Source organism: Herbidospora mongoliensis (genome assembly GCF_001570545.1).
In the GTDB taxonomy this organism is placed as follows: Bacteria; Actinomycetota; Actinomycetes; order Streptosporangiales; family Streptosporangiaceae; genus Herbidospora; species Herbidospora mongoliensis.
The window spans coordinates 671,106-697,245 of the sequence record NZ_BBXD01000009.1 but is presented as its reverse complement, the minus strand read 5'-3'; the positions used below and the strand labels follow the sequence as shown (position 1 = coordinate 697,245).

Annotated in this window: 24 protein-coding genes; 17 read left to right on the top strand and 7 right to left on the bottom strand. The window is 70.3% G+C overall.

What is annotated here, in order from left to right; genetic code table 11:
* Positions 1 to 16: 16 nt before the first annotated feature.
* The 6 genes from AW272_RS07500 to AW272_RS43105 all read right to left on the bottom strand — a co-directional run bounded on the left by AW272_RS07500 (position 17) and on the right by AW272_RS43105 (position 3,643).
* Positions 17 to 1,192, bottom strand: coding sequence for an RNA polymerase sigma factor (locus AW272_RS07500; RefSeq protein WP_369408720.1), 1,176 nt, complete (start codon positions 1,190 to 1,192; stop codon positions 17 to 19).
* A gap of 5 nt (positions 1,193 to 1,197) precedes the next feature.
* The gene (locus AW272_RS07495; RefSeq protein ID WP_083958090.1) at positions 1,198 to 1,551 is read right to left on the bottom strand and encodes a YciI family protein; all 354 of its coding nucleotides are present in this window, start codon (positions 1,549 to 1,551) and stop codon (positions 1,198 to 1,200) included.
* A gap of 1 nt (position 1,552) precedes the next feature.
* Positions 1,553 to 2,137 (bottom strand): dihydrofolate reductase family protein, encoded by a 585-nt coding sequence (locus AW272_RS07490; RefSeq protein ID WP_066362079.1) that lies wholly within the window; start codon positions 2,135 to 2,137, stop codon positions 1,553 to 1,555.
* 126 nt (positions 2,138 to 2,263) lie between these two features.
* Positions 2,264 to 3,100, bottom strand: coding sequence for an NmrA family NAD(P)-binding protein (locus AW272_RS07485; RefSeq protein WP_066362077.1), 837 nt, complete (start codon positions 3,098 to 3,100; stop codon positions 2,264 to 2,266).
* 115 nt (positions 3,101 to 3,215) lie between these two features.
* Positions 3,216 to 3,380, bottom strand: coding sequence for a hypothetical protein (locus tag AW272_RS43110; protein WP_169807505.1), 165 nt, complete (start codon positions 3,378 to 3,380; stop codon positions 3,216 to 3,218).
* Positions 3,381 to 3,481: 101 nt separating this feature from the next.
* Positions 3,482 to 3,643, bottom strand: a complete 162-nt coding sequence (locus AW272_RS43105) for a hypothetical protein (RefSeq protein ID WP_169807504.1) — start codon at positions 3,641 to 3,643, stop codon at positions 3,482 to 3,484.
* A gap of 162 nt (positions 3,644 to 3,805) precedes the next feature.
* Between AW272_RS43105 and AW272_RS07480 the strand changes: the two genes are divergently transcribed.
* From AW272_RS07480 to AW272_RS07445, 8 genes are read left to right on the top strand one after another with little or no spacing between them, the layout of a single operon-like run.
* Positions 3,806 to 5,035 carry an NAD(P)/FAD-dependent oxidoreductase gene (locus AW272_RS07480; protein WP_066362073.1) on the top strand — a complete coding sequence of 410 codons (1,230 nt, stop codon included), beginning with the start codon at positions 3,806 to 3,808 and terminating at the stop codon, positions 5,033 to 5,035.
* The gene (locus AW272_RS07475) at positions 5,029 to 5,649 is read left to right on the top strand and encodes a DUF1365 domain-containing protein (protein WP_066362071.1); all 621 of its coding nucleotides are present in this window, start codon (positions 5,029 to 5,031) and stop codon (positions 5,647 to 5,649) included. Before AW272_RS07480 ends, AW272_RS07475 begins: the two co-directional genes overlap by 7 nt.
* Positions 5,650 to 5,699: 50 nt before the next feature.
* On the top strand, positions 5,700 to 6,842 hold the full coding sequence (locus AW272_RS07470) for an SAM-dependent methyltransferase (RefSeq protein WP_245657246.1): 1,143 nt from the start codon (positions 5,700 to 5,702) through the stop codon (positions 6,840 to 6,842).
* Positions 6,839 to 8,011, top strand: coding sequence for an SAM-dependent methyltransferase (locus tag AW272_RS07465; RefSeq protein ID WP_066362067.1), 1,173 nt, complete (start codon positions 6,839 to 6,841; stop codon positions 8,009 to 8,011). Before AW272_RS07470 ends, AW272_RS07465 begins: the two co-directional genes overlap by 4 nt.
* Positions 8,012 to 8,044: 33 nt before the next feature.
* Positions 8,045 to 8,443, top strand: coding sequence for a hypothetical protein (locus AW272_RS07460; protein WP_066362064.1), 399 nt, complete (start codon positions 8,045 to 8,047; stop codon positions 8,441 to 8,443).
* Positions 8,443 to 10,224 carry a CHAT domain-containing protein gene (locus AW272_RS07455; RefSeq protein ID WP_066362062.1) on the top strand — a complete coding sequence of 594 codons (1,782 nt, stop codon included), beginning with the start codon at positions 8,443 to 8,445 and terminating at the stop codon, positions 10,222 to 10,224. Before AW272_RS07460 ends, AW272_RS07455 begins: the two co-directional genes overlap by 1 nt.
* A complete protein-coding gene (locus tag AW272_RS07450; protein ID WP_066362060.1) occupies positions 10,221 to 15,134 on the top strand; it encodes an ATP-binding protein in 4,914 nt (1,637 codons plus the stop codon). The genes AW272_RS07455 and AW272_RS07450 overlap by 4 nt, the downstream gene beginning before the upstream one ends.
* Positions 15,131 to 16,294, top strand: coding sequence for a hypothetical protein (locus AW272_RS07445; protein ID WP_066362059.1), 1,164 nt, complete (start codon positions 15,131 to 15,133; stop codon positions 16,292 to 16,294). Before AW272_RS07450 ends, AW272_RS07445 begins: the two co-directional genes overlap by 4 nt.
* Before the next feature lie 9 nt (positions 16,295 to 16,303).
* On the opposite strand, the gene AW272_RS07440 is transcribed toward AW272_RS07445, so the two are convergent.
* The gene (locus AW272_RS07440) at positions 16,304 to 16,939 is read right to left on the bottom strand and encodes a TIGR03085 family metal-binding protein (RefSeq protein WP_066362054.1); all 636 of its coding nucleotides are present in this window, start codon (positions 16,937 to 16,939) and stop codon (positions 16,304 to 16,306) included.
* A gap of 214 nt (positions 16,940 to 17,153) precedes the next feature.
* On the opposite strand from AW272_RS07440, the gene AW272_RS07435 reads away from it, so the two are divergent.
* From AW272_RS07435 to trpA, 9 genes are all read left to right on the top strand, one after another.
* Positions 17,154 to 18,923 (top strand): ABC transporter ATP-binding protein, encoded by a 1,770-nt coding sequence (locus AW272_RS07435; RefSeq protein WP_066362582.1) that lies wholly within the window; start codon positions 17,154 to 17,156, stop codon positions 18,921 to 18,923.
* Positions 18,924 to 18,994: 71 nt separating this feature from the next.
* Positions 18,995 to 20,716 carry an ABC transporter ATP-binding protein gene (locus AW272_RS07430; RefSeq protein WP_083958143.1) on the top strand — a complete coding sequence of 574 codons (1,722 nt, stop codon included), beginning with the start codon at positions 18,995 to 18,997 and terminating at the stop codon, positions 20,714 to 20,716.
* Between the two features lie 44 nt (positions 20,717 to 20,760).
* Positions 20,761 to 21,111, top strand: a complete 351-nt coding sequence (gene hisI, locus AW272_RS07425; RefSeq protein ID WP_066362053.1) for a phosphoribosyl-AMP cyclohydrolase — start codon at positions 20,761 to 20,763, stop codon at positions 21,109 to 21,111.
* The gene (locus AW272_RS07420; RefSeq protein ID WP_066362051.1) at positions 21,108 to 21,641 is read left to right on the top strand and encodes a Trp biosynthesis-associated membrane protein; all 534 of its coding nucleotides are present in this window, start codon (positions 21,108 to 21,110) and stop codon (positions 21,639 to 21,641) included. Before hisI ends, AW272_RS07420 begins: the two co-directional genes overlap by 4 nt.
* A 66-nt stretch (positions 21,642 to 21,707) precedes the next feature.
* A complete protein-coding gene (locus AW272_RS45540; RefSeq protein WP_066362050.1) occupies positions 21,708 to 22,298 on the top strand; it encodes a DUF4190 domain-containing protein in 591 nt (196 codons plus the stop codon).
* A 9-nt stretch (positions 22,299 to 22,307) separates the two neighbouring features.
* Positions 22,308 to 22,712, top strand: a complete 405-nt coding sequence (locus AW272_RS07410) for a DUF2752 domain-containing protein (protein ID WP_066362049.1) — start codon at positions 22,308 to 22,310, stop codon at positions 22,710 to 22,712.
* A 115-nt stretch (positions 22,713 to 22,827) separates the two neighbouring features.
* Positions 22,828 to 23,640 (top strand): indole-3-glycerol phosphate synthase TrpC, encoded by an 813-nt coding sequence (gene trpC, locus AW272_RS07405; RefSeq protein ID WP_066362048.1) that lies wholly within the window; start codon positions 22,828 to 22,830, stop codon positions 23,638 to 23,640.
* Positions 23,641 to 23,651: 11 nt separating this feature from the next.
* The gene (gene trpB / locus AW272_RS07400; protein ID WP_066362580.1) at positions 23,652 to 24,893 is read left to right on the top strand and encodes a tryptophan synthase subunit beta; all 1,242 of its coding nucleotides are present in this window, start codon (positions 23,652 to 23,654) and stop codon (positions 24,891 to 24,893) included.
* A 13-nt stretch (positions 24,894 to 24,906) separates the two neighbouring features.
* The gene (gene trpA, locus AW272_RS07395) at positions 24,907 to 25,701 is read left to right on the top strand and encodes a tryptophan synthase subunit alpha (protein WP_066362047.1); all 795 of its coding nucleotides are present in this window, start codon (positions 24,907 to 24,909) and stop codon (positions 25,699 to 25,701) included.
* Positions 25,702 to 26,140: the final 439 nt, after the last annotated feature.

Below are 26,140 nucleotides of genomic sequence, written 5' to 3'. Positions count from 1 at the left end.
CCCCGGTCGGCCGGTGCTACCTCTCGGTCAGTCGGCTTCGCAGGATCTCGCGTTCGGCTGGATTCTCCGTTCGGGCCAGGGCGGCCTCGTAGGCGGCGACGGCCTCGTGGTCCCGGCTGAGGCGACGCAGCAGGTCGGCTCGGACGGCGTGGAACAGGTGATGCCCGTCGAGGTCCAGGTCGTCGAGGAGGTCCAGCGCCACGGCCGGCCCGTCGACCTCGGCCACGGCGACGGCGCGGTGCAGGGCCACCACGGGCGTGGGGGCCAGGGCCATCTGCTGGTCGTAGAGCCGTACCACCTGCCGCCAGTCGGTCGGGGCGTCGCTGTGCACGGCGTTGATCGCCGCCTGGATCTGGAACGGCCCCGGCCGGTTGCGCCGCAGGCACCGGCGGACGAGGTCCTGACCCTCGGCAATGAGATCACGGTCCCAGAGAGCGCGGTCCTGGTCGGCCAGCAGGACCAATGAGCCCTCGGCCGTGACGCGCGCGGCACGTCGTGAGTGGATCAGCAGCATCAGCGCCAGCAGGCCCAGGACCTCGGGTTCGTCGGGCATGAGCTCGGCCAGCAGGCGTCCCAGCCGGATGGCCTCCGCGCACAGGTCGTCGCGCACCGGCTCGCCGGAACCGGTCAGGTAGCCCTCGTTGAAGATCAGATGCACCACGGCGAGCACCGAGGTCAGCCGTCCCGGCAGATCGGCGTCCGAGGGAACCCGGTAGGGGATCCCGGCGTCCCGGATCTTGGTCTTGGCCCGCACGACGCGCTGGGCCACCGTGGCCTCGCTCACCAGGAACGCGCGGGCGATCTCCCCGGTGGTCAGGCCGCCCAGCAGCCGGAGCGTCAGGGCGATCCGCGCGCTTTCGGCCAGGGCGGGATGGCAGCAGGTGAAGATCAGGCGCAGCCGGTCGTCGGGCACGGGCCCCTCCTCGGGAGGTTCGGCCGGGGCGTGCAGCAGGAGCGCCTCGGCGTGCCGGCTGTCCCGGGTCGCCTCCCGGCGGTTGCGGTCGATCAGTCTGTTGCGGGCCGTGGTGATGATCCATCCCGCCGGGCTCGGCGGGATCCCGTCGCCCGGCCACCGTTCGGCCGCGACGGCGAACGCCTCCTGGACCGCCTCCTCGGCGGTGCCGATGTCCCCGGCCAGCCGGACGAGTACGGCCACCGCGCGGCCGTACTCCTCGCGGAAGACCCGCTCGATCCCGGTCAGCCGCCGGCCTCGGTCGCGAACGGGCGCACCTCGATGGGCAGGGTGGTCGCCTGGGCGTACCGGCGGCCCCACTCCAGCGCGGCGTCGAGATCGGGGGCCCTGACGATCACGAACCCGCCGAGGTGCTCCTTGCCCTCGGCGAACGGCCCGTCGGTCATCAGCACCTCGCCCCCCGTGGGCCGCAGGACCGTGGCGGTGGCCGGGTCGTGCAGCCCGTCGCCGAACACCCACGAACCGGTCGACTCCAGTTCCCGGCGCAGGACGTCGAGCTCGGCCATGATCTTCCGCATGGTCTCCGGCTCGGGGGCCGGGCCCTGCGGCTGGTAGATGCTGAGCAGATAGTTCTTCACGTCACGCCACCTCGTATGTCGCGATCACCACACCGGTTCCGGTGGGCACGCTCTCCACCAGCCGGAACGCGGCGAGCGCCCCGTCGTCGGCGAACAGCCGCCGCCCCGCCCCCAGCACCAGCGGGTGGACCGACAGCACCAGCCGGTCGACGAGCCCGGCGGCGAGCAGCGATCGGACCAGCTCGCCGCTGCCGAGCACCACGATGTCGTGGTCGATCTCCTTCTTGAGTGCCTCGACGGCCGGACCGGCCTCACCGGCGAGCAGGGTGGAGTTCTGCCAGGTCAGGGGTTCGCTCAGCGTCGTGGACGCGACGTATTTGCGTGCTTTGTCGAGGACGTCGGTGAACGGGTTGCCGTCGGTCCGCCCGTGCCAGACGGAGTAGAAGTCCTCGTAGGTCCGGCGGCCGAACAGCATCGCGCCGGTCGTGGCCATGCCCGCGCCCATCACGCGCATCATCACCGGGTCGGTGTAGGGCCCGGCCCAGCCGCCGTGCCGGAACCCGCCTCGGGTGTCCTCCTCGGCGCGGCCCGGCCCCTGCATCACGCCGTCCAGCGTCACATTCTCGGTCACAACGATCTTGCCCATGGTGGCAGCCCTTTCGGTCTCACCACCTACACGAACGAGGGACCCCGAAATCGACGACTTCCGCGAAACACCATCGCTGCGACGAGAAGACCCGAAATTTCGGGACATGGTCCGAACCGCCCTGCCTCAGGCCTGGAGCACCTGCGCCAATGTCATCGGCGGATGCCCTGTCACCTTCATCACGTGGTCGGTCGCCGCGTCGAGTTCGCCCGCGCCGATCGCCGCGTAGGACGTCACCCAGCCCGCCACCGCCCAGTCGGGGGCGTCGTACTTGGCGCGGGAGGCGTAGGCCTCGTCGAGGGTCTCGTTCTCGAAGGTGACCTGCGAACCTCGTACAGAGGAGAGAACCGAGGCGACCTCGGTCATCGTCAGGAGGTCGGGACCCGTCAGGTCGTAGGTCGCGCTCTCGTGGGCGTGGGGGTCCTGCAGGATCGTGGCGGCCACCGCGGCCACGTCGTCGCGGGCCACCGGGGCGAATCTGCCGTCGCCGGCGGGCCCTCTGATCACACCGTCGTCCCCGACCATGTCGGCCAGGAAATCGAGGTAGAGGCTGTCTCGGAGGAAGGTGAAACCTACTCCGGTCTCTTCGATGTGCCGCTCGGTGTGCCAGTGGTCCTGGCCGAAGGTGAACGTGCACTCGGGCCCCGCTCCGAGGAACGAGGTGTAGACGATGCGGGGAACCCCTGCCGCCACGGCCGCGTCGACCGCCGCCGTATGGAGAGCCACCCGATCGGGGTGTTCGGTCGCCGAGATCAACATGAGGACCCCGGCGCCGTCGAGGGCCGCCGCGAAGGCGGCGGGGTCTTCGTAGGACGCCTGGACGGTCTCCGCGCCCTCGATCCGGGGAACCCGGGAGAGGTCTCGGACGACCAGTCGCTGTCGTGCTCCGGATTGGGCCAGGCGGCGCGCGATCCGGCCGCCAAGCCCGCCGGTCGCCCCCGTCACCGCGATCAGGTCACTCATCAGACCAGTTTCGCATGGGAGCGTCCGGGCGCCCGATCGGTGCGCGCCGGAGCCCCCTGAAGATCATCCGTGGGCGCCGGAAAAGAGGAAGCCCGCGTCGCCGCGGGCCGGCCTGCTACTGGTCAAGAACGCCGTTGAAGAAGGTTGCCAGGGAGTTACCGGCCGAGGTGACACCGTCAAACACTCCCCTGACGGCGCCGGCAGCTGCGCTCGGCTGCGTCCAGAGGTAGAAGACCACGAACGCAATCGCTGCGTACGTAAGCACCTTCTTGACCTGCATTGGGGGGCCTCCTGCGTTATGTGTCCCGGGTTTTTCTACCCGGCAACACCAGTGATCATAACTAGCCGGATAGGGAGGAGGACCTTCCGGCACACGTGCCCTCAGACGAAGAGGGAGTTGAAGAACTGGGCCAGCGCCTCGGCGCCGTTACCGATCGCTTCGAAGATGCCACGCACCGCGCTGGCCGCCCCCTGGGGCTGAGTGAACAGATAGAAGATCACGAAGGCGATCGCCGCGTAGGTGACTAACTTCTTGACGTCCATGAGGGGGCTCCAACCGTGTGCGCTGTCATCACTCTGCCCCATCCGCCCCACAGGTGGAGGCGAATTGGCGCGATCGAAAACTCCCCCACAGGCGCGGGAAAAACCTGTCTCCCGGCCAAACCGAACGGCCTTCCGCTCCGAAGGAGCCCATAAAGACAGGTCATGGGAGGTCAGGTGCGCCCGACGGTGGCGGTCATCGGCAGCGGCGTGGCGGGGCTCACCGCCGCGCATGTGCTGCGTTCCACACACGACGTGACGCTCTACGAGGCCGATGACCGCCTCGGCGGCCACGCCCACACCCACGACGTCGCCGGGCTCGCGGTCGACAGCGGGTTCATCGTCCACAACGACCGCACCTATCCGCATCTGACGCGGTTGTTCGGCGAACTGGGGGTGGCCACCCAGGAGTCCGACATGAGCATGTCGGTCCGCTGCGACGGCTGCGGCCTCGAATACGCCGGCGGCAAAAGCCTGACCGGGCTGTTCGCGCAGCGGCCCTCGGCGCACTACCTGCGCCTGCTGGCCGACGTCCCGCGCTTCCACCGGACGGCCCACCGGGTTCTGGAGACCGAGGACGACCGCACCCTGGGCCAGGTCGTCGACCGGTTTCCGCCCTACTTCATCCGGCACTTCGTGACCCCGCTGGTGGCGGCCGTGTGGTCGTGCTCGCCCTCGGTGGCCCTGCGCTACCCGGCGCGCTACCTGTTCACGTTCCTGGCCAACCACGGGATGCTCAGCGTGACCGGCAGCCCGGTGTGGCGGACCGTCACGGGTGGCAGCCGGACCTATGTGGAGAAGGTCGCCAAAGGGCTCACGGCGGTGCGCACCGCGACACCCGTACGCGAACTGAGAAGGCACGCCGACGCGGTCGAGATCCGCGACGACGGCGACGAGACCGCCACCTACGACGCCGCCGTGGTGGCCACCCACCCCCGGCAGGCGCTGGCCCTGCTGGCGGCCCCCACAGACCTCGAGAAGCGCGTCCTGGGCGATTTCGCCTACGAGTGCAATCCGGCGGTCCTGCACACCGACGCGGGCGCGCTGCCCCGCGCCAGGGGCGCGCGGGCGTCGTGGAACTACCGCATGTCCGACTGTGGCGCCGAACCATCTTCTGTACGTGTCTCCTACGACATGACCCGCCTCCAGCGGCTGCCCACCGAGACCCGCTATCTGGTCACCCTCGGCGACGACGTGCCGGACGAACATGTCATCGCCCGGATGGACTACGAGCACCCCGTCTACACCCCCGAGACGGTCGCCCTGCAGCGGCTGCTTCCAGGCCTGTCGGACGGCCGGGTGGCGTTCGCGGGCGCCTACCACGGGTGGGGTTTCCACGAGGACGGCTGCCGGTCCGGGCTGAAGGCCGCCGAGAACCTGGGGGCACGATGGTGACACCCGCCCTGTACCGCTGCGTCATCACCCACGTGCGTTCCACGCCGCTGCGCAAGGCGTTCACCTACGACGGCTACCTGTGGCTCGTGGACCTCGACGACCTGCCGCGCGGCTTCGACCCGGCCGCCCGCGAGGAGCTCGACGCCTTCCTGGCCGAACACGGCGAGCACGCGGGCAAGGTCACGATGCTGGCCGGGCGCCGCACCCTCGGATACGTCTTCAACCCCCTGACCGTCTACTGGTGCGACACCGGCGTCGTGGTCGCCGAGGTCCGCAACACCTACGGAGGACGCCACCGCTACCTGCTCCACCCCGACGCGCACGGCCGTGCCGAGACGAGCAAGGAGCTCTACGTGTCGCCCTTCAACCCCGTCGACGGCCACTACACGCTCCGGCTACCGCCGCCGTCCGACCGGCTCGACCTCGCGGTGACACTTCACCGTCCAGAAGGCAAGCCGTTCGTGGCGACACTGCGCGGCCGGCGAGTGCCCCCGACGTTGCGCAACCGGCTGCGGATCGCGCCCCTGCTGGTGGGGGCGCGCATCCGGCGGCAGGGTGTCGCGCTCTATCTGCGCGGGCTGCCCGTCATTCCCCGAAAGAGAGAATCGTCATGACGCACGCCATCGCCGTCACCCCCGCCCGATCTCCATTCAGGGTCAGGGTCGTGCGACAACTCTTCCGCAACGCGGTGGCCCGCCTGCCGCTGCGCGTTCAGATGCCCGACGGGGAGATGCTCGGAGATCAGTCGGGCCCCCTGATGCGGGTGGTGCGCGCGGAGGACTTCTTCTCCCGGGTGGGCTCCGACGGGCTGATCGGGTTCGGCGAGGCCTACATGGCGGGCGACTGGGAGGCCGACGACCTCGCCGGTGTGCTCACCGTGATGGCGCGGGAGCTGGCGTCGCTGATTCCGGCCCCTCTCCAGCGGTTGCGCGGAGTGTGGGTGCGGCGGCACCCCCGCACGGAAGAGGGCACCGTCGAGAACGCCCGGCGGAACATCCAGCGCCACTACGACCTGTCGAACGACCTTTTCGCCGAGTTTCTCGATCCCTCGATGACCTATTCGTCGGCGCTTTTCTGGGCACCCGCCACATGGGAGAACCTGGAGGAGGCGCAGCACGCCAAGATCGACCGGCTGCTCGACGAGACCGGGGTCGGGCCGGGCTCGAAGGTGATGGAGATCGGCACCGGCTGGGGGGCGCTGGCCATTCGCGCCGCCATGCGGGGCGCCACGGTCCGGACGATCACCCTTTCCGCGGAACAGCGGGCGTTCGCGCTGGAGCGGGTGGCCGCGGCGGGTCTGTCCGACCGGGTTTCCGTGGAGCTCTGCGATTATCGGGAGGCGCACGGCTCTTATGACGCGGTGCTCAGCGTGGAGATGATCGAGGCGGTCGGGGAGCGTTATTGGCCCGTTTTCTTCGCGACCCTCGATCGGTTGCTGGCCCCCGGCGGGCGGGTGGGCCTGCAGGCCATCACGATGCCGCACGATCGGATGGTGGCGTCGCGCTCTACGTACACGTGGATTCAGAAATACATCTTCCCGGGCGGCCTGCTGCCGAGCGTCACGGCCATCGAACAGAATCTCGGCCCGCTGCGTATCGCCGGGCATCACGAGATGGGCGGTGATTACGCCGAGACGCTGCGGTTGTGGCGGGAAAGATACTGCTCGCGGCGGACGGACATCACGCGGCTCGGATTCGACGAGGTATTCCACCGGATGTGGGTCTTCTATCTGGCCTATTCGGAGGCGGGATTCCGATCGGGATATCTGAACGTGCGGCAGTTCATTCTGGAGAGGGGCCGGTCGTGACTGTTGTCGCCACCCGTCTGGCCGATACGGTCGCCGGGCTTTTCGGGGGCTCACTGCCCGTCGGGCTGCGCACCTGGGACGGCGGTTTCGCCGGGCCCGCTGACGCGCCCGTGGTCGTGCTGAGATCGCCCCTGGCGCTGCGGCACCTGCTCTGGGCGCCGGGCGAGCTGGGGCTGGCGCGCGCCTATGTCAGCGGCCACCTCGACGTCGAGGGGGACATGGCCGACGGCTTCCGGCGGGTCTGGGCCGCGACCTCCGGCGGCCCGGGGATGGCCGAGCTGGCGCGTGGCGCGCGCACCCTCCTCGGCCTCGGCGTCGCCGGACCGAGGCCGCCGATCCCCGATAGCGAGGCCCGGCTGCGCGGGCGGCTGCACACCCGCGGCCGCGACCGCGACGCGATCGCCCACCACTACGACCTCTCGAACGACTTCTACTCGCTGATCCTCGACCCCTCGATGGCCTACTCGTGCGCCAAATGGGCCCCCGGAGACGACCTCGCCTCGGCGCAGCGGCGCAAACTCGACCTGATCTGCGGCAAGCTCGAACTGTCGTCCGGGACGAGGCATCTCGACGTGGGCTGCGGCTGGGGCTCGATGGTGCTGCACGCTTCGGAGTTCGGGGCGAAGTCGGTCGGCGTGACGATCGCGGCGGAGCAGAAGGCGTTCGTCGAGGCGCGCGGCGGCGAGGTGCGGCTCCAGGACTACCGAGACGTCTCCGACGGCCCCTACGACGCGATCTCCTCCATCGAGATGGGCGAGCACGTGGGGGAGGAGAACTATCCCGTCTACGCCTCGACCCTTTTCCGCCTGGTACGCCCCGGTGGCCGCGTCGTCATCCAGCAGATGTCACGCGGGGCCAACGCGCCCGGCGGCGGCCCGTTCATCGAGCGGTACATCGCGCCCGACATGCACATGCGTCCCGTGGGGCGGACTGTGGCGATGTTCGAGGAGGCCGGCTTCGAGGTGCTGCACGTGGAGGGCATGCGGGAGGACTACGCGAAGACCGTCCAGGCCTGGTATGAGACCTTCGAGTCCCACTGGGATCAGGCCGTCGCCCTGGTGGGGGAGGAGATCGCCCGGGTGTGGCGGCTCTACCTGGTCGGTGGTGGCCTGGCCTTCGAGTCGGGGCGGATGTCGGTGCATCAGATCACATTGGGCCGCCCTTCGTGACAACCCGTGTCGTGGGGTGAACGTCCAAACGGCATGCCGGAGAACCAGGGTCCGACCAAGCTGCAGATATGGCTGGGTGTAGGGCTTATCGTCCTGTTCGTCGCCGCGCTCGTGGCGCTCGTGCTGATGCGCGACGACCCGCAGTGGGATCGGCTCGTGTTCCTGCTGCAGGGGCTGGAGGCGCTGGTGTTCGCGGCGGCGGGCGTCCTTTTCGGGACGGCTGTCGGACGGTCTTCGGCGGCCGTCCAGGAGGTCGCCGCGGCGCAGGAGCGGGCGGCGGTGGCGGAGACCGACGCGGGCAACGGGCGGGCGCTCGCGTCGGCGGTGCTGGCCGCCGAAGAGGGTTCGGCGAGACGCGGCAGCCGGGAGCCGTCGATGGCGGCCGAGTCCGACCTTGCGGCGCTGGCGCGGAGGTTGTTCCCTAACGCGTGATGAGCGTCGTCCGGGTCGACCCGAAGAGCGCGGCCGGATACCCGGTCGTGCTCGTTGACGACGCGGGCGAACGGCTGCTCCGCCATGTCGACCCGGCCCATGTGCTGGCGCTCGCCGGTGACGCCTCACCACAGGGCCGACGCGAGCTGGGACGGGGGCTCTACGACCTGGTGCATGACGCCGCGCTGGGCCCGTGCCAGACCGTCTACCTCGACGTACGGGACGAAGAACTACGGGCGCTGCCTTGGGAGCTGATGATCGGGCCTGACGGCAGGCGCCCGTTCCTCACGGAGGGCACCTGCTGGGTGCGAGGAGCGCCGCAACCCTCCCCACGTGCGGAGGTGCTGGTGCCGATCCGGTTGCTGGTCGTCCTCGGCAACACCGACGATCAGGCTCTGCTGGCCCGCGAAGAGGCCGACGCGATCAGACGATCGCTGCGCGCCCATCACGGCGCCTGGTATGTCGAGGTGCTCGATCAGCCGACCCCCCGGCAGTTCTTCGACCGCATGGACGACGTGCGGCCGCACATTCTGCACTTCGTCGGCCACAGTGGGATCCACCCGCTGGAGGGCCTGCCGATGCTTGAGTTCAACGGCCCAGGCGGGAGTTCGGGCGTCACCGCCGACATGATCCTCAATTCGATCTCCGAGCCGCCCCGGCTGGTCGTGCTCAACGCCTGCCGGACCGCTTACGGCCCGGCCGCCTCGATATGGGATCTGGCCGACGCCTTCCACGCCGGGGCCTCGCTCACGATGCGCGGAGACCTCCCATCCCGCCCGGCAGTGGTGTTCGCCGAGAACTTCTACGACTCACTCGCGTCGGGAGCCGGGGTCGGCGAGGCCGTGCGGGCCGCCCGCGCGGTGATGTTCCGCGAGAGCCTGCCTGAGTGGGAATCACCGTCCCTGATGGTGCGACGTGCCGCCGAGGACGTGCTCCCGTGGCGGTTCGGCGTCGAAGACGCCACGGCGATTCGCCTCGCCGAGCTTCATGCCGAGGTGGCCATGACAGTCGACCGGACCGCTGAACGGTGGCGGTTGTGGGGCGGCGTCGACTCCGACGCGCCGCCCTATCGGGCGCTGCTGGTCGACGGCGGGTCCGGCGTGGGCAAGTCGTCACTGGTGCGCTCGTGCCTGTTCACGTGGCGGCTGCGGGGGTGCACGGCCGTGTACGTCGACGCAGGCGCTCTCCGCGATGGGCGCAACGTCCCATGGCTGGAGGTGGTCCGGGCCCTGGCCGACTCCTTGCCGCCGCTCGCCGGAGCCGCGCGGTTCCGGCACCAGCTGGTTCACCTCAGGCGAGGTCTGCGGCCCCCCGCCGGACCTCTCGATCCCGACGACGGAGGGCTGTGGGACGCCGCCAACGAGTCGGAGCCACACCTGCGGGAGGCGCTCTTCGAGGCGCTCCGGTCGTTGCTGGCCGAGGCCGGGCCGATGACGATCGCGTTCGACCATTTGGTGCTCGTACCGGAGCTCGCCGACACGCTGGTGCGCGGTCTGCTGCTGCCGGTCGCAGACGGGCTGACCGGCGACGTGTCGGTGATCGTCGCTGAGGACGACGACCGCGTGCTCGGCGGGTTCGCCGACCGGGCGCAACGGTTACGGGTGGAGCCGTGGGACCGGGCCCAGACGGAGGAGATCTTCCGTGAGTTCGGGGCCCGGACCAACCGGCCCTACCAGGGCGGCTGGAAGGACGCCTCGGAATGGGCCAAGACCAACGCCGCGGTCTTCATGCCGTCTCACCTGCACATGTTCCACACCATGATCGCGATGGGTCGGCCATGAGCGAGGTCGAGAGGCTCGCCAGGACGGTGGTCGAGGGGGCGCTGAGGCTGTGGGCGGGAGAGGACGTCGAGGCGCAGGCCCGGCGGGAGGGGGGCGTGCTCATGGCGAGCTACGCCCGGCGGATGGCCGATCGGATGGCCCAGCCGGTGACTCGCCGGCTTGAGTCCTTCCTGCCCGGAGAGCTCGGCCCCGACCACATCGCGGCGATCGACAAAGTGGGGGAGTCGCTACGCGCGGCCCGTGCGGCCGACGACGCCGACGGCCTCGATCGCGGGCTGCCCGACCTCTCCTCGGATCTGCCCTCCTCGGTGGTGGGCTTCTACTTCCAGCTCCGTCGCGAGTGCTGCACCTACGCGTTCCAGACGGCCCGGTCGCTGCCACTCCACCGGCCCGGTGGCGTGTCCGAGCTCGTGCGGCAGGAGAACACGGTCGTCGGGCGGTTGACCGACCTCGTGACTCTGATGTTCGCCGCGCTGCCCTTGGAGATTCGGGGTGTGCTGATGCGGTGCGCCCTTCCCGAGAGGTTCGACGAGGCCCTCTACGACGCGGTGTTACGAGGCGACGGCCCTGAACTGACCGAGATGGTGGCGAGCGGGCGGCTCGCGCGGCTGCCCGGTTCGTCTCACTACCGGCTCGATCCCGCGCTGAGGGAGACCGCTTGGGCGCGGTGGTGGATCGACGAGGCGCTGATCCCAGGCTCCGGCGTCCCCGCGGCGATGCGTCACACGGCCCTGCGGATCAGCGGGGTGGTCGGCGACGAGCTGGAGCGACTCCGCCAATTGACGCTCGTCTCGCCGGGTAAGGCCGTTGCCGAGTTCCGATCGCTCTATCAGCGGGCCGACGACCGTTTCGATCTGGTCGGTTGCCAGGACGCGCTCGACGTCCTCGGCTCCGCCGACCTCGTCGGCATCAGTCCGCTCATCCCGGAGACGTACGCCGCCCATCAGGCCCGGCTCGCGGCCCGCACCGCATGGGCGACCGAATATCGGCAGACCGGACGGTATCTGCGGCGCGACGCCTTGGAGCACGTGCTGACAGGCGGTCCGAGGGTGGTGCACCTGCACGCGCCCGGTGGCATGGGCAAGACGATGCTGTTGCGCTGGTTCGCGGCCAGGTGGTGCCTCACCCGTTGGCCTCACGTGCCGTGCGCGCGGATCGACCTCGACGCCGTCGATCCGGTCAATGCCGTCCGTCATCCCTGGCTGGTGCTCCTGGAGATCGCCGCCCAGCTCTCCCCGCAGCTTCCCGGAGCGCCCTTCTACGACCTGCTGCGCGACCACGAGCGGTGGCGGCGGGTGCTGAGCCGGACCGCCGTACCCGACACCGCGTTGCTGTCCGAGGTCGCCGCCGCGACGGCCGACGGCGACGACGTCACCCGGCGCTTCTTCGAGACCGCCCTCCCCGATCATGTGATCGTCTTCGACACCCTCGAAGAGATCGTGCTGAGGCCCGCCGCCGACCCGCATCCCTTCGTCGAGATGCTCGCGCGCCTGACCGGGCGGGTCGTCCTTTCCGGCCGGTACGACCTTCGCGATCGTCTCCCCGGGTTCCTCGACGCCGTACCCGAGACGGTCACCGTCGAGGTCCCCGCGTTCGACGATGCGCTGGCCGCCCGGTATCTGATCGAACGACGCGGTGTCACCCGTCCTGACCTGGTCGACGCGATGGTGCGCCGGGCCGGCGGCCTGCCCTTCGCGCTCGCCATGTACGGCGACCTCGCCGAGGCGAACCCGGCACTGACCGCCCGGGAAGTCGAGGAGGCCCGCGAACCCGCTCTGCTCTACTGCCTCGAACGCATCCTGGAACGCATTCCCGACGACCGGCTGCGCTGGTTGCTCCGCTACGCGGTGCTGCCCCGTCACCTCGACGCCGAGTTCGTCGCGGAGGTGTTGTGGTCCCATCTGGAGGCGGGTCTGCGTGACGAGAAGGTGCTCGACGACCCGGCCGAGGACCACCGTCCCGACCGAAAGACCAAGATCTTCCTTCCCGGCCCGCCGCCCGCGGACGCCACCGCCCTCTGGGACGACCTCACCACCTACGCCGGGGCGACCTCCTGGGTCCAGGCCACCGGTGACGACCGGCTGGTCTTTCACGAGAACCTCCGGGACCCGGTGCGCGACCTGCTCCGTGTCCACCCGATTTGCGCTGTCCTGCACGAATCGGCCGAGGCCCACTACACGCGCAGAGCCGCCCGCGAGAACTGGGCGAGATGGTCGGCGGAGGCGGCGTACCACGCCTTCCAGCACCGCGGGAAGGCCGCGCTGCCGATGTGGCGAGCGCTGATCACCGAGGCGTGGCGCGCCGATCGCCCTGATCAGGCCGGAGAACTGGCCGACGATCTGCTGATCTACGCGACCGACGACGAGGTGCGCTACGCGGCCTACATCGAGCAGGCCCGCGCCGCGATCGAGGCCGCTCGGCGCGACCCCGAGCCGGGTGCGTCGGGCGCGCACTGGAACACGGCGGAGAGCGCCCTCGCCGCGGGCGCCCGGCTCGGTGAGCCGTCCGCCATGCACCACGCCCTGACTGCGGCCGTGCTCCAGGCCCGCGACCTCGACGACCAGGCCCGGCGAGAACTGGAAGCCATCGCCGACCACGAACTGCACGGCGACGTCGCCGCTGAGGTGGACCTCGTCCACAGCGCCTCGGGTGATCTGGACACCGTCGAGCGGGCTTACCGGAGCGCCACCGAGCGCGACGATCGACGCGTGATCGGGTTCGCCGCCGCGCGCATGGGTTTCATCGCCACAGCCAAGGGCGGTCCTCTCGACGAGGCGGTCGGATATCTGGCCGAGGCAGGAGACGTACCGGCAATGGGGCTGCTGCTGCTCCAGCACGGCCTTCCAGAGAGTGCGATCGAACTCCTGCCCCCAGGCGGCCAGAGTCAGGGTCCCGTGGAACAGCTCACGGGCGACGAGCTGAACAGGCTGCTGGTCACGGCGGAAGCCCTGATCGCGCTGCGCCGCCCGGCAGCGGCCATCCGCCTGCTGACCGGCCGGATCCCGACCGATCACGCACCGTCGGCGATCATGATGGCGCGGGCCTTGGGCGACCTGATGGAGTACGACGACGCTCTCGACGCCCTCGCCCACGCTCGCCGGACCGCCACACGGGGTTCGGTCCGGGCCGCTCTCACCTGCGAAGCGGCCCGGATCCATCTCGACGTGGCGGGGGACGCCGACGCGGCGGAACGGGTGCTCGGCGACTATCCGGACGACGTTCTGCACCCGGACCCGCTCTGGGTGGACATCCGGCTCGCCCAGGACCGGCACGAAGGTGCGGTCGACCTCGCCCGGCGAATGGTGCTCGGGTCCTCAGATGTGGTGGCTCGGGTGAAAGCAGCCGTCGTCGGGCTTCAGGTCGGCCTGCCCACCCGGGAGCGCCTGCGGGAGCTGACCGAGCAGATCGCAGGTCTCGGACTGCGTCTGACATCGCTGGGCGGGCTGCGGAAATGCGTGCTGCCCGTGGATCTGTCGGCTGCGGTACTCGATCCCTGGCTGGCCGAGCGGTCGGAGCGGGATCCGGGGGACCGGGCCCACCTCGACCTCCTCGCCGTGGAGGTGGCCCGGCTGGCTGGGCGTACCGAGGAAGCGCGAGGGTTGCTCGACGACGCGGTGTCCTGGCTCGTGAGGCACGAGGGCGTCGCGTGGCTGGACTGGATCCGGGCGCGCAACCGCCTGGGGCCCGCGATCCCGGATGAGCGGGAGCCACTGGAGATCCACGGAGGCCCTAACCTGAGAGGGACCTTCCTCGTCGAGCTCGCCCGGCGGCGGATGCCCATTGACCTGGCCGAGGCGACGTCGTCACGGCTCGACCGCGCCCAAGAGCTGATCGGCGACCGTCCCATGTATTGGCACGGGTCGCTCTGGCAGGCCCGGGCCGACCTGGCCGCCGAGGCGGGGCGGCCCGACCGGGACTATCGCGAAGAGGCCGCAGTGGTCTGGCGGGAGCTGGGCCAGATCGCGAAGGCCGGTCGACTGGGACCTCCCTTGTCCGCCGAGCCCGTCCCCGGGAACGAGATCGTGGTCGTCCTGGACGGCCCGCCACCTGCCAGTACCGACTGGGCGGGCGCTCGTGCCAGAAACACTGTGGGGCTGCTGCTGCTCCCTGGGCTGGCGACGCGCTTGGCGGAGATTCGGGAAGCCGTCGACGTTCGGCTGACGGGCGAAGTCGGCCCCGGTGCCACCCCATGGGAACTTCTCGGCTGGGACGGCAGGGCGCTGGGCCGGCATCCACGGGTCCGGTGCGTCTACCGCACACCGCGCGCTCTCGTGGCGGCTGACGACAGATCCGAGCTCCAGAACCGCCACGTAGACCTCATCCAGCCTGATCCCACGCGGGCCTCCCGGCTACGCGGGGTTCCCGGCTCGTTGAAGGTCGCTGACGTCTATCGGAATCGGGACATCGCTGTCGGGACCGGGATGCCGCTGAATGCGGCGGGCTCGAACGCGCCCGCCGTCCTGCACATCGTCGGAGTGATGGACGCCTCCCGGACGGTTCCCGCGATCTCCTTCCTCAGCGACGACGACGCGATCGAGCCGTCGGGCCTGCACCAGGCACTCCGGCGGCTCCGGCGCACCCCGCCCCTCGTCGTGCTGGACATCCTCGCTCCGGCGAATCGAGCGGAGTTCCACCGGCAGCTCGAGCTGCGCAACCGTTTCGCCCAGGAAGTCGTCCGCGCCGCCTTTCCCGTCACCGTCCTCGCCCTCGGGCCCGCGCCCGGCCTGACCCGAACGGTGGCCGTCACCGACGTGGCCCTCTCCGTGTCAGCCGGGTCGACCACGCCGGGAATGTGGCAGCGGATCCAGAGCCACGTGATCGACTCGGAGGACGATGCGTTCGCGTTCGCCGCCACGGCGCTGTTCTCCAACGTGCGCCCACCCGACATGCCTCGGTTCGGCCCGCGATGACCGTCCGCCGCCGTATCGAACTCCACGCCAAGATCGCCGGCCTGGAAGCCGAGCTCGCCGCCTGGCGATCCCTGTCCGCCCCCGGCGCGCGCCTGGAGAAACACCACACCCAGATCGCCGCCGTGACCGCCGCTCTCCAGGTGGCCGTCGACCACCTCACCGCGGGCGCGGACTCCCCAGACCCGTGGACGGCGACCGAACACCTCCTGATCCGCACCCACGACGTCCTCGACTACTTCCGCGCCAAGTTCGCCCTCCGCCTGGCCGACGTCTTCGCCGACTACCTCACGGTCGCCGACGAACTGGCCTGGGAGTGCTACGAACCCGTCCGGGCCTACGCCCCGAAGCTGAAAGAACCCCCGTTCGTGTTCTTGGGCCCCTCGGCCGAACCCTTCTCCATCGCCAGAGGCGCCGACTACGCCACCGAACTGACCGCGAAACCGAAGGGTTCTCTCCGCCAGGTCGTCGAACGTCTCCCGGTCCCGGTCATCGGCGTCCCGTGGTTCCACCTCCGCCACCTCCCCGACGCCCTGGTCATCGCCCACGAGGTGGGTCACCTGGCCGAAACCGACCTGAACCTCACCCCGACGCTGCGCACGTTGACCGCCGGATCGGGCCCGGACTGGCAGAGGTGGCTGGGGGAGGTCTTCGCCGATGTCTACGCCGCCCTCGCCACCGGCCCCGGCTACCTGAGCGCCCTGTCCGACTTCCTCGACACCGGATCCGGCGGAACGGGCGCGGGGGCGTACCCACCCTCAGAAAAACGCCTCAACGTGGTGAGGGCGGTCCTGGAAGGAGACGCCACGACAGAGGAAGGCGAGGTGGCAACAGCCGTGGTGGCAGGCCCCTATCCAGAATTGGGCGGTCACCGCCTGGACGAGATCCTCACCTTCGACCGCGATCTCGCGGACCGCCAAGCCAGGGCCCTGCTGCTCCGCATGGCCCCCGACGCCAGATCGAACGTCCGCACCCTGCTCTCGTCGGCGGCCCTGGCCTTCGCCCGCGACCCCCAGACGTACCAGCGCATAGAAGTCACCGACCGCGTCATCCACGCCGCGAAACAGAAGATCACAGCAGGCATCCGCGCCGCCACCACCCCGGAGACCGCCACCGAACGCGACCGCGAAGCAGGCGAGGCCATCCTCGCCCTGCTCCTGTAACCTGGGACGTCACATCCCCAGCCCGGCTCCCATCAGCTTCTCCACCGCCGCCGCGTCCCCGTCCAGCGCCACCCGGGCATGGTCCTGCCGCCCGAAGGCGAACAGCAGCAGCTCCTGCGAAGGCCCCGTCACGACCACAGCGGGCTCGGACATCTTGGCCCCCGCCTTCTGACCCGTCCCCGCCCGCCGCAGCACCACCCCGACCGGCGACTTGCGGAAGAACAGCCGCCCGCCGGCCGAAACCCGCTTCCACAGCAGATCATCCAGGTCAGCGGGCAGCTCCCGAGGCTCCCACCCCGCCTGAGCCCGCCGCACGTCCTCATGGTGCACGAAGAACTCGATCGTGTTCACCGCCGAGTCGAGCCCGGGAACCAGCCCGTAGGGCGTCCATCGGGGCGGCCCCTGCCGGATCTCGTTGACCACTTCCGCATAGGGCCGGGCCCGGACCTGCGCCTGCACGTTCTGCGTGTACGGCGCGAGGAACTTCACCGCGATCCCGGCGGCGGCGTCGATGCGGCGCTCCCGGACCACCAGGTGGGCGGCGAGGTCGGCGGTCTCCCAGCCCGCGCACAGGGTGGGCGCGAACGGGCCCAGATCGTCGAGCAGGTCGGTGATGGCGGCACGTTCCGCGCGGGCGTAGCTCATGGGTCAACCCTAAGCACCTGCGACCTCGGGAATAAGAGCGGTGATCGTCGTGATTTCCCCCTCTGGGCTTTCCCCGCCCTAAGCCTTTGGGCCCGCCTCATGGTCAGCCCTATGCCCGATCCGAACTGTCGGTCGAAGTTTGTAAGGTCAGGGCTTGTACGTCGCTCCAAACGGAAGGACACCCCGAGTGCCCGACAAGGTCTCATCCGCGGTCATGCGCCAGGGGTTCCGCGTCATCGGCCACGCCATCAAGACCGAGCCGAAGATCTTCACGGGTGCGGTTCTCGCCAGCGCCGTCTACGGCGTCACGACCGTGCTGTCCTCGTGGGCGCTCGGCTGGGCGACGACGAACGCGATCCTGCCGGCCTTCCGCGACAAGCAGGCGGTCGCGGGCACGTTGTGGCTGGCGGCGGCGCTGATCGTCGGGGTCGCGGTGTTCAAGGCGCTCGGGATCATGGGCCGGCGCATCATGGCGGGCATCCACCAATACCGCATGCAGGCCCATGTCCGGCGGTCGCTGGGGCGGCAGTTCCTGCGGCTGCCACTGGCCTGGCATCACCGGCATCCGACCGGGCAGCTGCTGTCCAACGCCAGCTCCGACGCCGAGGCCGCGTGGGGGCCGCTCGCGCCGCTGCCGATGGCGGTCGGCGTGGTGGTCATGCTGGTCGCGGCGGCGGTGGCGATCGTGCTGACCGATCCGGTGCTCGCGCTGGTCGGCTTCCTGATCTTTCCGGCGATCGCCCTGCTCAACCTCGTCTACCAGCGCCGGCTCACGCCGCTGGCCACGCGGGCGCAGGAACTGCGGGCCTCGGTGTCCGAGGTCGCCCACGAGAGCTTCGACGGCGCGCTCGTCATCAAGACCCTCGGGCGCGAAGACGCCGAGGCGGTCCGCTTCCGGGCCCGGGCCGACGCGCTGCGCGACGCCAACATCGCGGCCGGGCGGGTGCGCGGTCTGTTCGACCCGCTGCTGGAGGCGCTGCCGACGCTCGGGGTGCTCGCCGTGCTGATGTTCGGGTCCTACCGGCTCGCCTCGGGCGCCGTCAGCGCCGGTGAGCTGATCCAGGTGTCCTACCTGTTCACGCTGCTCGCCTTCCCCGTGCGGGCGCTCGGCTGGGTGCTGGGTGAACTGCCCCGCTCCGTCGTGGGCTGGACGCGGGTGCAGGAGGTGCTGCAGGCGAAGGGGTCGATGGTTTACGGCTCCGCCTCCCTGCCGGCCGATCGACCCGCGGAGCTGGGCATCACAGACGTCTCCTTCGCCTACGAGCCCGGCGTGCCGGTGCTGCGCGAGGTTTCCTTCACCGTCGAACCGGGCCGCACGGTCGCCGTGGTCGGGCCCACCGGCTCCGGCAAGTCGACCCTGACCCAGCTGCTGGCCCGCCTGGTCGACCCCGACGAGGGCGTGGTCGCGATCGACGGCGTCGACCTGCGCGAGGTCGAGCGCGACGGCGTGAGCGGCGCGGTCTCGCTGGTTCCCCAGCAGACGTTCCTGTTCGACGACACCGTCCGGGGCAACATCACGCTCGGCGCCGATGTCCCCGACGAGAAGGTCTGGGCGGCGCTGCGGCTGGCCCAGGCCGACGGGTTCGTCAGCGCGCTGCCCGACGCCCTCGACACCAAGGTCGGCGAACGCGGCACCACCCTGTCGGGCGGCCAGCGCCAGCGGCTCGCGCTGGCTCGGGCGCTGGCCCGCGAGCCGAGGCTGCTGATCCTCGACGACGCCACCTCCAGCGTCGACCCGCAGGTCGAGAAGCGCATCCTGTTCGGCCTGCGCGACCAGCACGCCACCGTCATGGTGATCGCCTACCGCATGGCCACGATCTCCCTGGCCGACGACGTCGTCTACATCGAGAACGGCACCGTCGCCGACCACGGCCCCCACGAGACCCTGCTGGCCCGCTGCGCCGGCTACCGCGATCTCGTGACGGCCTACGAACGCCAGGAGGCCGAACACACGGCCCTCGAAGAGGAGACCGTCGCACCGTGACGACCAACACCCTGACCACACAGAACCTGCAGAACGTCGAACGCGGCGCGGTCCAGACCCTCCGCGACGGCATGCGGCTGTCGCCGGAGTTCCGCGTCGGCCTGACCGTCACCCTGCTGCTCGCGGTCGTGGCCACCGTCGGCAAGGTGATCGTCCCGGTCGCCATCCAGCAGGTGCTCGACAACGGCGGCATCAAGGCGGGCACGCCCGACCTGGCGTTCATCAGAAACGTGGTGCTGCTCTGCGCGGCGGCGATCCTGCTGACCGCGGTGTCGAGCTACCTGATGAACGTGCGGCTCATCCGGGCCACCGAGTCGGGGCTGGCGACGCTGCGCGGCAAGGCGTTCCGCCACGTCCACGACCTGTCGGTGCTGACCCAGAACACCGAGCGCCGGGGCTCGCTGGTGTCGCGGGTGACCGGCGACGTCGACCAGATCAGCACCTTCATGCAGTCGGGCGGCGTCTGGATCATCGTCGCGGTCGGCCAGCTCGGGGTGGCGACCGTGGTGATGGCCTTCTACTCCTGGCAGCTCACCGTCCTCGTCGTGGCCCTGTTCCTGCCGCTGACCTTCGTGCTGCCGAGGTTCCAGCGGATCGTCGCCCGCAACTACCTCACGGTCCGCGAGCGCACCGGCGACACCCTCGGCGCGATCAGCGAATCGGTCGTCGGCAGCGCGGTCATCCGCGCCCACGGCTCCGAGGAGCGCACCGGCGCCCGCATCGACGCGGCGGTCGACGCCCAGCGGGCCGCGCAGACCAAGGCCCAGAAGATCATCGGCCTCACGTTCCCGACCACCGAACTGATCGCCTCGATCACGATCGCCTCCGTGGTCGTGGTGGGCGTCCTGCTCGGGGTCGACGACTCGATCACCCAGGGGCGCCTGGTGGCGTTCCTGTTCCTGATCACCCTGTTCGTCTCACCGCTGCAGATGGCGACCGAGATGCTCAACGAGGCCCAGAACGCCATCGCAGGCTGGCGCCGCGTGCTGGGCGTGCTCGACACCCCCGCCGACGTCGCAGACCCGGGCGACCAGGGCGTCAGCCAGCCGCGCGGCCCGATCACCGTGGCGTTCGAAGACGTGGGCTACGCCTACCCCGACGGCCCGCCCGTGCTGCGCGAGGTCAACGTGGTCATCCCGCCCCGCCTCCGGGTGGCCGTGGTGGGCGAGACCGGCTCGGGCAAGACCACCTTCGCCAAACTGCTCACCCGCCTGATGGACCCGGTCGAGGGCCGCGTCTCGATCGACGGCGTCGACCTGCGCGACATCCGCTTCGCCTCGCTGCGCGAACGCATCGTGATGGTCCCGCAGGACGGGTTCCTCTTCGACTCGACCCTGGCCGAGAACATCCGCTTCGGCCGCCCGAGCGCCACCGACGAGGAGATCGCGGAGGCACTGACCGAGCTCGGCCTGGCCGACTGGCTCGACGGCCTGCCCAACGGCCTGGCGACGGCGGTCGGCCAGCGCGGTGAGTCCCTGTCGGCGGGCGAACGCCAGCTGGTCGCGCTGGCGCGGGCCTACCTGGCCGACCCCGACCTGCTCCTCCTCGACGAGGCGACCTCGGCGGTCGACCCCGCCACGGAGGTCCGCATCGCCCGCGCCCTCGACGGCGTCACCCGGGGCCGCACCGCCGTCTCGATCGCCCACCGCCTGTCCACGGCGGAGGCCGCCGACGAGGTGATCGTCTTCGACCGGGGCGAGATCGTCCAGCGCGGCCCCCACGCCGAGCTGGTCCGGGAGCCGGGCGTCTACGCCGACCTCTACGCCTCCTGGTCCACCGCCACGCGAAGCTAGCCCCGTTTCGACGTCGCGCCTGGTCGCTGCGGCAGAATGGGCCCATGCCCCTGGACCCGAAGATCGCAGACCGGCTCAAGCGGACCGGTGACGGGCTGGTGCCCGCCGTCGTTCAGCAACATGACACGGGGGAGGTGCTGATGCTCGCCTGGATGGACGACGAGGCGCTGCACCGGTCGCTGACCACCGGCAGGGCCACCTACTGGTCGCGCAGCCGGGGCCAATACTGGGTCAAGGGCGAGAGCTCGGGGAACGTGCAGTTCGTCAAGCACGCCGCGCTCGACTGCGACGGCGACACCATCCTGCTCAAGGTCGACCAGCGTGGCCCCGCCTGTCACACCGGCACCCGCACCTGCTTCGATGACGATGTGCTTCCGGTGATCGAGGGTTCATGAACCGCCGCGCGGTCTACGCCTGGCTGCTCGTCTGCGCGGCCGGCGGGGGGCTCGCGCTGTTCGCCGGCTCCCAGGCGTGGGCGCAGCTGCTCGCGCCCACGGGGCCGGCCAATCCCGAGGCCGTCCACGACGTGCTCGGCTCCGACGTCGCGCCGGTGATCACGCCGGTCGTGCTGGCGGCCCTGGCGGGGTGTGTGGCCGTGCTGGCCGTGAAGGGTGTCTGGCGGCAGGTGATCGGCGCGCTGGTCGCGATCTGCGGGGCCGCCGTCGTCATCGCGATGAACCGGGTGTTCGACGACGTCCTGCTGCTGGAGAGCGCCGACCTGACCGGGGCCGCCGTCCAGGTCACGGTGTGGCCGTGGCTCACCGGCCTGGGCGGGGTGCTGCTGCTCGGCGGCGGGGTGTGGGCGGCGGTGGCGGCCGGGCGCTGGCCTGGCATGTCGTCCCGGTATGACCGCCCTGACCACGGTAAGCAACCGACGGACCGATCGATGTGGGATTCCATCGATCGCGGAGACGATCCCACCTGATTACAACTTGTCCTCAGGTTTGCCGGATTTGATGGGGATGTCGGCGCCCGTCGCTACAGTCTTCGCATGACTTACGGGAACCAGCCCGGCGACACGGGGGACCCGGGTAACAACTACCCGGGTTACGGTCAGCAGCCGGACTACGGCCAGGGCGGCGGCCAGCAGCAGCAGCCCGGTTACGGTCAGCAGCCTGGCTACGGTCAGCCTGGTTATGGTCAGCCCGGTTATGGGACGAAGGACACCCAGCCCGCCGGCTACGGCCAGGACTACGGCTACGGCCAGCAATATCAGCAGGGTTACCAGCAGCCCGGCTACGACGCCGCCTACGCCCAGCCCGGCTACGGCTACGCCGCCCCCCGGCCCACCAACGGCCTGGCGGTCGCCTCGCTCGTGATGGGCCTGGTCGGCCTCGTGCTCTGCGGTCTCACCGCGGTCCTGGGCGTGATCTTCGGCCACATGGCGCTGAGCCGCATCAAGACCAGCGGCGAGGACGGCCACGGCCTCGCGGTCGCGGGCCTGGTGACCTCCTACATCACCATCGGCCTCTGGGTCATCCTCTGGCTGGTCTTCGGCGCCGCCATGCTGGCCCTGATCGGCTTCGCCGGAAGCGTCGAGCAGCTCCCCAATGATCTCTACACCGAGATCCCCTCGTACTAACTTGGGGCGATGAGCTCCAGAACCGGGGCCGTCGCGGTCCCGGCCGCCGTCGGCGGTCTGCTCGCGGCGGCGACGGCTTTCGTCGCGGTCGTCGACCCGTCGAGGCCCGGTCATTATCCGACGTGTCCGTTCCTGCTGGTCAGCGGGTTCTACTGCCCAGGGTGCGGCGGACTGCGCGCGGTCCACGCGCTGACGCGGCTCGACGTCGGCGGCGCGCTGGCGTTCAACCCGTTGTTCGTTGCGGTGGCCCCGTTCCTGGTGTACCTGTGGGCGAAGTGGATCGCGTCCGCATGGCGGGGGAGGCCTCTGCGGACCCGCCTGACGGCGCCCGCGGTCGTCTGGTCGTTCGCCGCGCTGGCCTTGTTGTTCGGGGTTGTACGCAATACGCCGTACGGTGCTTTTCTGGCGCCGTGACCGGCACCCGATGGCGGGCCGATGTCGGCAAGGCCGATACCATCGGCAGGACGCAGTCGACCTGGAGGGATCCGGAGCACGTGAGCGAACGAGCCAGCAAGGGCGGTGAGGTCCGATGACGGTTCTCGACGACATTCTCGAGGGCGTCCGCGAAGACCTGGCCGAGCGGCAGAAGGCCGTGTCGATCGATGAGCTCAAGGAACGCGCCCGGCGCGCACCCACTCCGCGTGACGTCTACGGAGCACTGAAGGCCGACCGCGTCTCGGTCATCGCCGAGGTCAAGCGGTCGAGTCCGTCCAAGGGCGCGCTGGCGGCCATCGCCGACCCGGCCGCGCTGGCGGTCGACTACGAGGCCGGCGGCGCCCACGTCATCAGCGTGCTGACCGAGCGCCGGCGCTTCGGCGGCAGTCTGGAAGACCTCGCGGCCGTGCGTGCCGCCGTGGACATCCCGATCCTGCGCAAAGACTTCATCGTCACCGCCTACCAGCTGTGGGAGGCCCGTGCCTACGGCGCCGACCTGGCCCTGCTGATGGTCGTGTCGCTCGACCAGAACGCGCTGGTCTCGCTGATCGAGCGGGCCGAGTCGATCGGGCTGGTCCCGCTGGTCGAGGTCCACACCGAAGAAGAGCTGACGCGCGCGGTCGACGCGGGCGCCAAACTCATCGGCATCAACGCCCGTGACCTGCGCACGCTCGAGGTCGACCGTGAGGTCTTCGCCAGGCTCGCCCCGAAGGTGCCCGAGGGCATCATCAGGATCGCCGAGTCGGGTGTTCGAGGCCCTCACGACCTGCTCGCCTACGCTCGCGCCGGCGCCGACGCGGTGCTGGTCGGCGAGAGCCTGGTAACCGGAAAAGACCCGCGTTCGGCGGTGAACGACCTGGTGACCGCGGGCGCCCACCCTTCGTCCCGCCAAGAACGGCAGTCGTGACCGGAGAGTCCATGTCCACCTCTGAGGGCACCCTCATCACCCCCGCAGACTTCGCCGGCGCCGGTTCGTCCGGCGAGGTGAGCGAACGGGGCAAGTTCGGCGTGTTCGGCGGGCGCTACGTGCCCGAGGCGCTGATCCCGGCCCTCGACGAGGTGGCCGCCGAATACGAGAAGGCCCGCAACGACCTGGCCTTCATCCGCGAGTTCGACCACCTGCTGCGCACCTACGCCGGTCGTCCCACGACGCTCACCGACGTGCCCAGGTTCGCCGAGCAGGCGGGCGGCGCCCGCGTCATCCTCAAGCGCGAGGACCTGACCCACACGGGCGCCCACAAGATCAACAACGTGCTCGGCCAGGCCCTGCTGACCAAGCGGCTCGGCAAGAAGCGCGTCATCGCCGAGACCGGCGCGGGCCAGCACGGCGTCGCCACCGCGACCGCCGCCGCCCTGATGGGTCTCGAGTGCGTCATCTACATGGGCGCCGTCGACTGCGAGCGCCAGGCGCTCAACGTGGCGCGCATGAAGCTGCTCGGCGCCACGGTCGTGCCCGTCACGAACGGCAGCCAGACCCTGAAAGACGCCATCAACGAGGCGTTCCGCGACTGGGTCACCAACGTCGACAGCACCCACTACCTGTTCGGCACGGTCGCCGGCCCCTACCCGTTCCCGGGCATCGTCCGCGACTTCGCCCGCATCATCGGGGTCGAGGCGCGCCGCCAGATCCTCGAACTGACCGGCAGGCTCCCCGACGCGATCTGCGCGGCGGTCGGCGGCGGGTCCAACGCCATCGGCATCATGCACGCCTTCATCGGCGACGCGGGCGTCCAGCTCCACGGCTACGAGGCCGGCGGCCGGGGCCTGGAGTCAGGCGAACACGCCCTCACCCTGACGGCGGGTTCGATCGGCGTCCTGCACGGCTCGCGTACCTATGTCCTGCAAGACGACGAGGGCCAGACCATCGAGTCCCACTCGATCTCGGCGGGTCTCGACTATCCGGGCGTCGGCCCGGAACACGCCTGGCTCAAGGACACCGGCCGGGCCACCTACCACGGCATCACCGACGCCGAGGCGATGGAGGCGTTCGCCCTGCTCGCCCGCACCGAGGGCATCATCCCGGCGATCGAGTCCTCCCACGCGCTGGCCGGTGCGCTCAAGTTGGGCCGTGAGCTCGGCCCCGACGCCAACATCCTGGTCAACCTGTCCGGTCGCGGTGACAAGGACATGGGGACCGCGATGAAATACTTCAACCTGTAGCCGGAAGCCAGCCATGACGACACTTGCCACGGTCTTCGAGAAGGCCCGCGCGGAGAACCGCGCAGCGCTGGTGGGCTACCTGCCCGCCGGCTTCCCCACGATCGACGGCGCCATCGCCGCCGCGACCGCCATGGTCGAGGCCGGCTGCGACGTGATCGAGATCGGCCTGCCCTACTCCGACCCGCTGATGGACGGCCCGACCATCCAGGACGCCGTACACCGAGCGCTGGAGAACGGCACCCGCATCGCCGACGTGATGCGCACGGTCGAGGGCGTGGCCAAGTCGGGCGCGGCGACGCTCGTCATGACCTACTGGAACCCCATCGACCGCTACGGCGCCGACCGCTTCGCGCGTGACCTGGCCAACGCCGGGGGAGTGGGCACCATCACGCCCGACCTCACCCCGGAGGAAGCCGGTCCCTGGCGCGAGTCCAGCGCCTCGGCGGGCATCGACACGGTCTTCCTGGTCGCGCCCAGCTCGACGGAAGAGCGCATCGGCATCGTGGCGGAGTGCTGCACCGGCTTCGTCTACGCCGCCTCGCTGATGGGCGTGACCGGCGCGCGCGAATCGGTGGGTTCGGCGGCCGAGGGCCTGGTCAAGCGCACCCGCCCCCACGCGAAGGTCCCGATCTGCGTGGGCCTGGGTGTCGGCAACGGCAAGCAGGCCGCCGAGGTCGCCGCCTACGCCGACGGCGTGATCGTCGGCTCGGCCTTCATCCGTAGGATGCTCGACGCGCCGAATGAGCGCGAGGGCCTCCAGCAGGTCCGCGAACTCGCCTCGGAACTGGCGGCCGGAGTCCGCCGCTAGACACCCCGTCCGAAACGGCCGATCACCGAATGGTGATCGGCCGTTTTCGCGTCCAAAATCCTCTTCCGTTACGGCTCCGCCTACCCCGGCACCGCCCGCCGCCCCCGGATCCCGCCGTATCCGGCGCCAGCGGCCCCGCCCGGTGCGCGCCGCGACGACGGCGAGATCACCCGTTGATCCGCAGTGTGGGCGCGGCCGGTTGGCGCCGGAAACGGCGGTTGGCGGGGCAGGGGTCGGTGCCCGGGTAGGCGGAGCCGTAACGGAAAGAAAGTGTTGTTGTTTACCCGGTCAGGCCTACGCATACCCGGCGCCACGTTTCGGCTTACCAGGTGTTTATCGAGGTCATGGTGAGGTGGACTCCAATAGGTTCGGGACCGGTGGCCGTCTGAAGCGGCCCCGGGACCTGGGAGGAGTCTCCGTGTCATCGCATCGTCGCGGC

What these genes read in the sequence shown, in the direction of transcription:
- AW272_RS07450 (WP_066362060.1), top strand. Translation starts at nt 10,221, where the DNA reads ATGAGCGAGGTCGAGAGGCTCGCCAGGACGGTGGTCGAGGGGGCGCTG.
- AW272_RS45540 (WP_066362050.1), top strand. Translation starts at nt 21,708, where the DNA reads ATGACTTACGGGAACCAGCCCGGCGACACGGGGGACCCGGGTAACAAC.
- AW272_RS07455 (WP_066362062.1), top strand. Translation starts at nt 8,443, where the DNA reads ATGAGCGTCGTCCGGGTCGACCCGAAGAGCGCGGCCGGATACCCGGTC.
- AW272_RS07435 (WP_066362582.1), top strand. Translation starts at nt 17,154, where the DNA reads ATGCGCCAGGGGTTCCGCGTCATCGGCCACGCCATCAAGACCGAGCCG.
- trpB (WP_066362580.1), top strand. Translation starts at nt 23,652, where the DNA reads ATGTCCACCTCTGAGGGCACCCTCATCACCCCCGCAGACTTCGCCGGC.
- AW272_RS07485 (WP_066362077.1), bottom strand. Translation starts at nt 3,100, where the DNA reads ATGAGTGACCTGATCGCGGTGACGGGGGCGACCGGCGGGCTTGGCGGC.
- AW272_RS07475 (WP_066362071.1), top strand. Translation starts at nt 5,029, where the DNA reads ATGGTGACACCCGCCCTGTACCGCTGCGTCATCACCCACGTGCGTTCC.
- AW272_RS07490 (WP_066362079.1), bottom strand. Translation starts at nt 2,137, where the DNA reads ATGGGCAAGATCGTTGTGACCGAGAATGTGACGCTGGACGGCGTGATG.
- hisI (WP_066362053.1), top strand. Translation starts at nt 20,761, where the DNA reads ATGCCCCTGGACCCGAAGATCGCAGACCGGCTCAAGCGGACCGGTGAC.
- trpC (WP_066362048.1), top strand. Translation starts at nt 22,828, where the DNA reads ATGACGGTTCTCGACGACATTCTCGAGGGCGTCCGCGAAGACCTGGCC.
- AW272_RS07410 (WP_066362049.1), top strand. Translation starts at nt 22,308, where the DNA reads ATGAGCTCCAGAACCGGGGCCGTCGCGGTCCCGGCCGCCGTCGGCGGT.
- AW272_RS07420 (WP_066362051.1), top strand. Translation starts at nt 21,108, where the DNA reads ATGAACCGCCGCGCGGTCTACGCCTGGCTGCTCGTCTGCGCGGCCGGC.
- AW272_RS07480 (WP_066362073.1), top strand. Translation starts at nt 3,806, where the DNA reads ATGGGAGGTCAGGTGCGCCCGACGGTGGCGGTCATCGGCAGCGGCGTG.
- AW272_RS07440 (WP_066362054.1), bottom strand. Translation starts at nt 16,939, where the DNA reads ATGAGCTACGCCCGCGCGGAACGTGCCGCCATCACCGACCTGCTCGAC.
- AW272_RS43110 (WP_169807505.1), bottom strand. Translation starts at nt 3,380, where the DNA reads ATGCAGGTCAAGAAGGTGCTTACGTACGCAGCGATTGCGTTCGTGGTC.
- AW272_RS07445 (WP_066362059.1), top strand. Translation starts at nt 15,131, where the DNA reads ATGACCGTCCGCCGCCGTATCGAACTCCACGCCAAGATCGCCGGCCTG.
- AW272_RS07460 (WP_066362064.1), top strand. Translation starts at nt 8,045, where the DNA reads ATGCCGGAGAACCAGGGTCCGACCAAGCTGCAGATATGGCTGGGTGTA.
- AW272_RS07430 (WP_083958143.1), top strand. Translation starts at nt 18,995, where the DNA reads ATGCGGCTGTCGCCGGAGTTCCGCGTCGGCCTGACCGTCACCCTGCTG.
- trpA (WP_066362047.1), top strand. Translation starts at nt 24,907, where the DNA reads ATGACGACACTTGCCACGGTCTTCGAGAAGGCCCGCGCGGAGAACCGC.
- AW272_RS43105 (WP_169807504.1), bottom strand. Translation starts at nt 3,643, where the DNA reads ATGGACGTCAAGAAGTTAGTCACCTACGCGGCGATCGCCTTCGTGATC.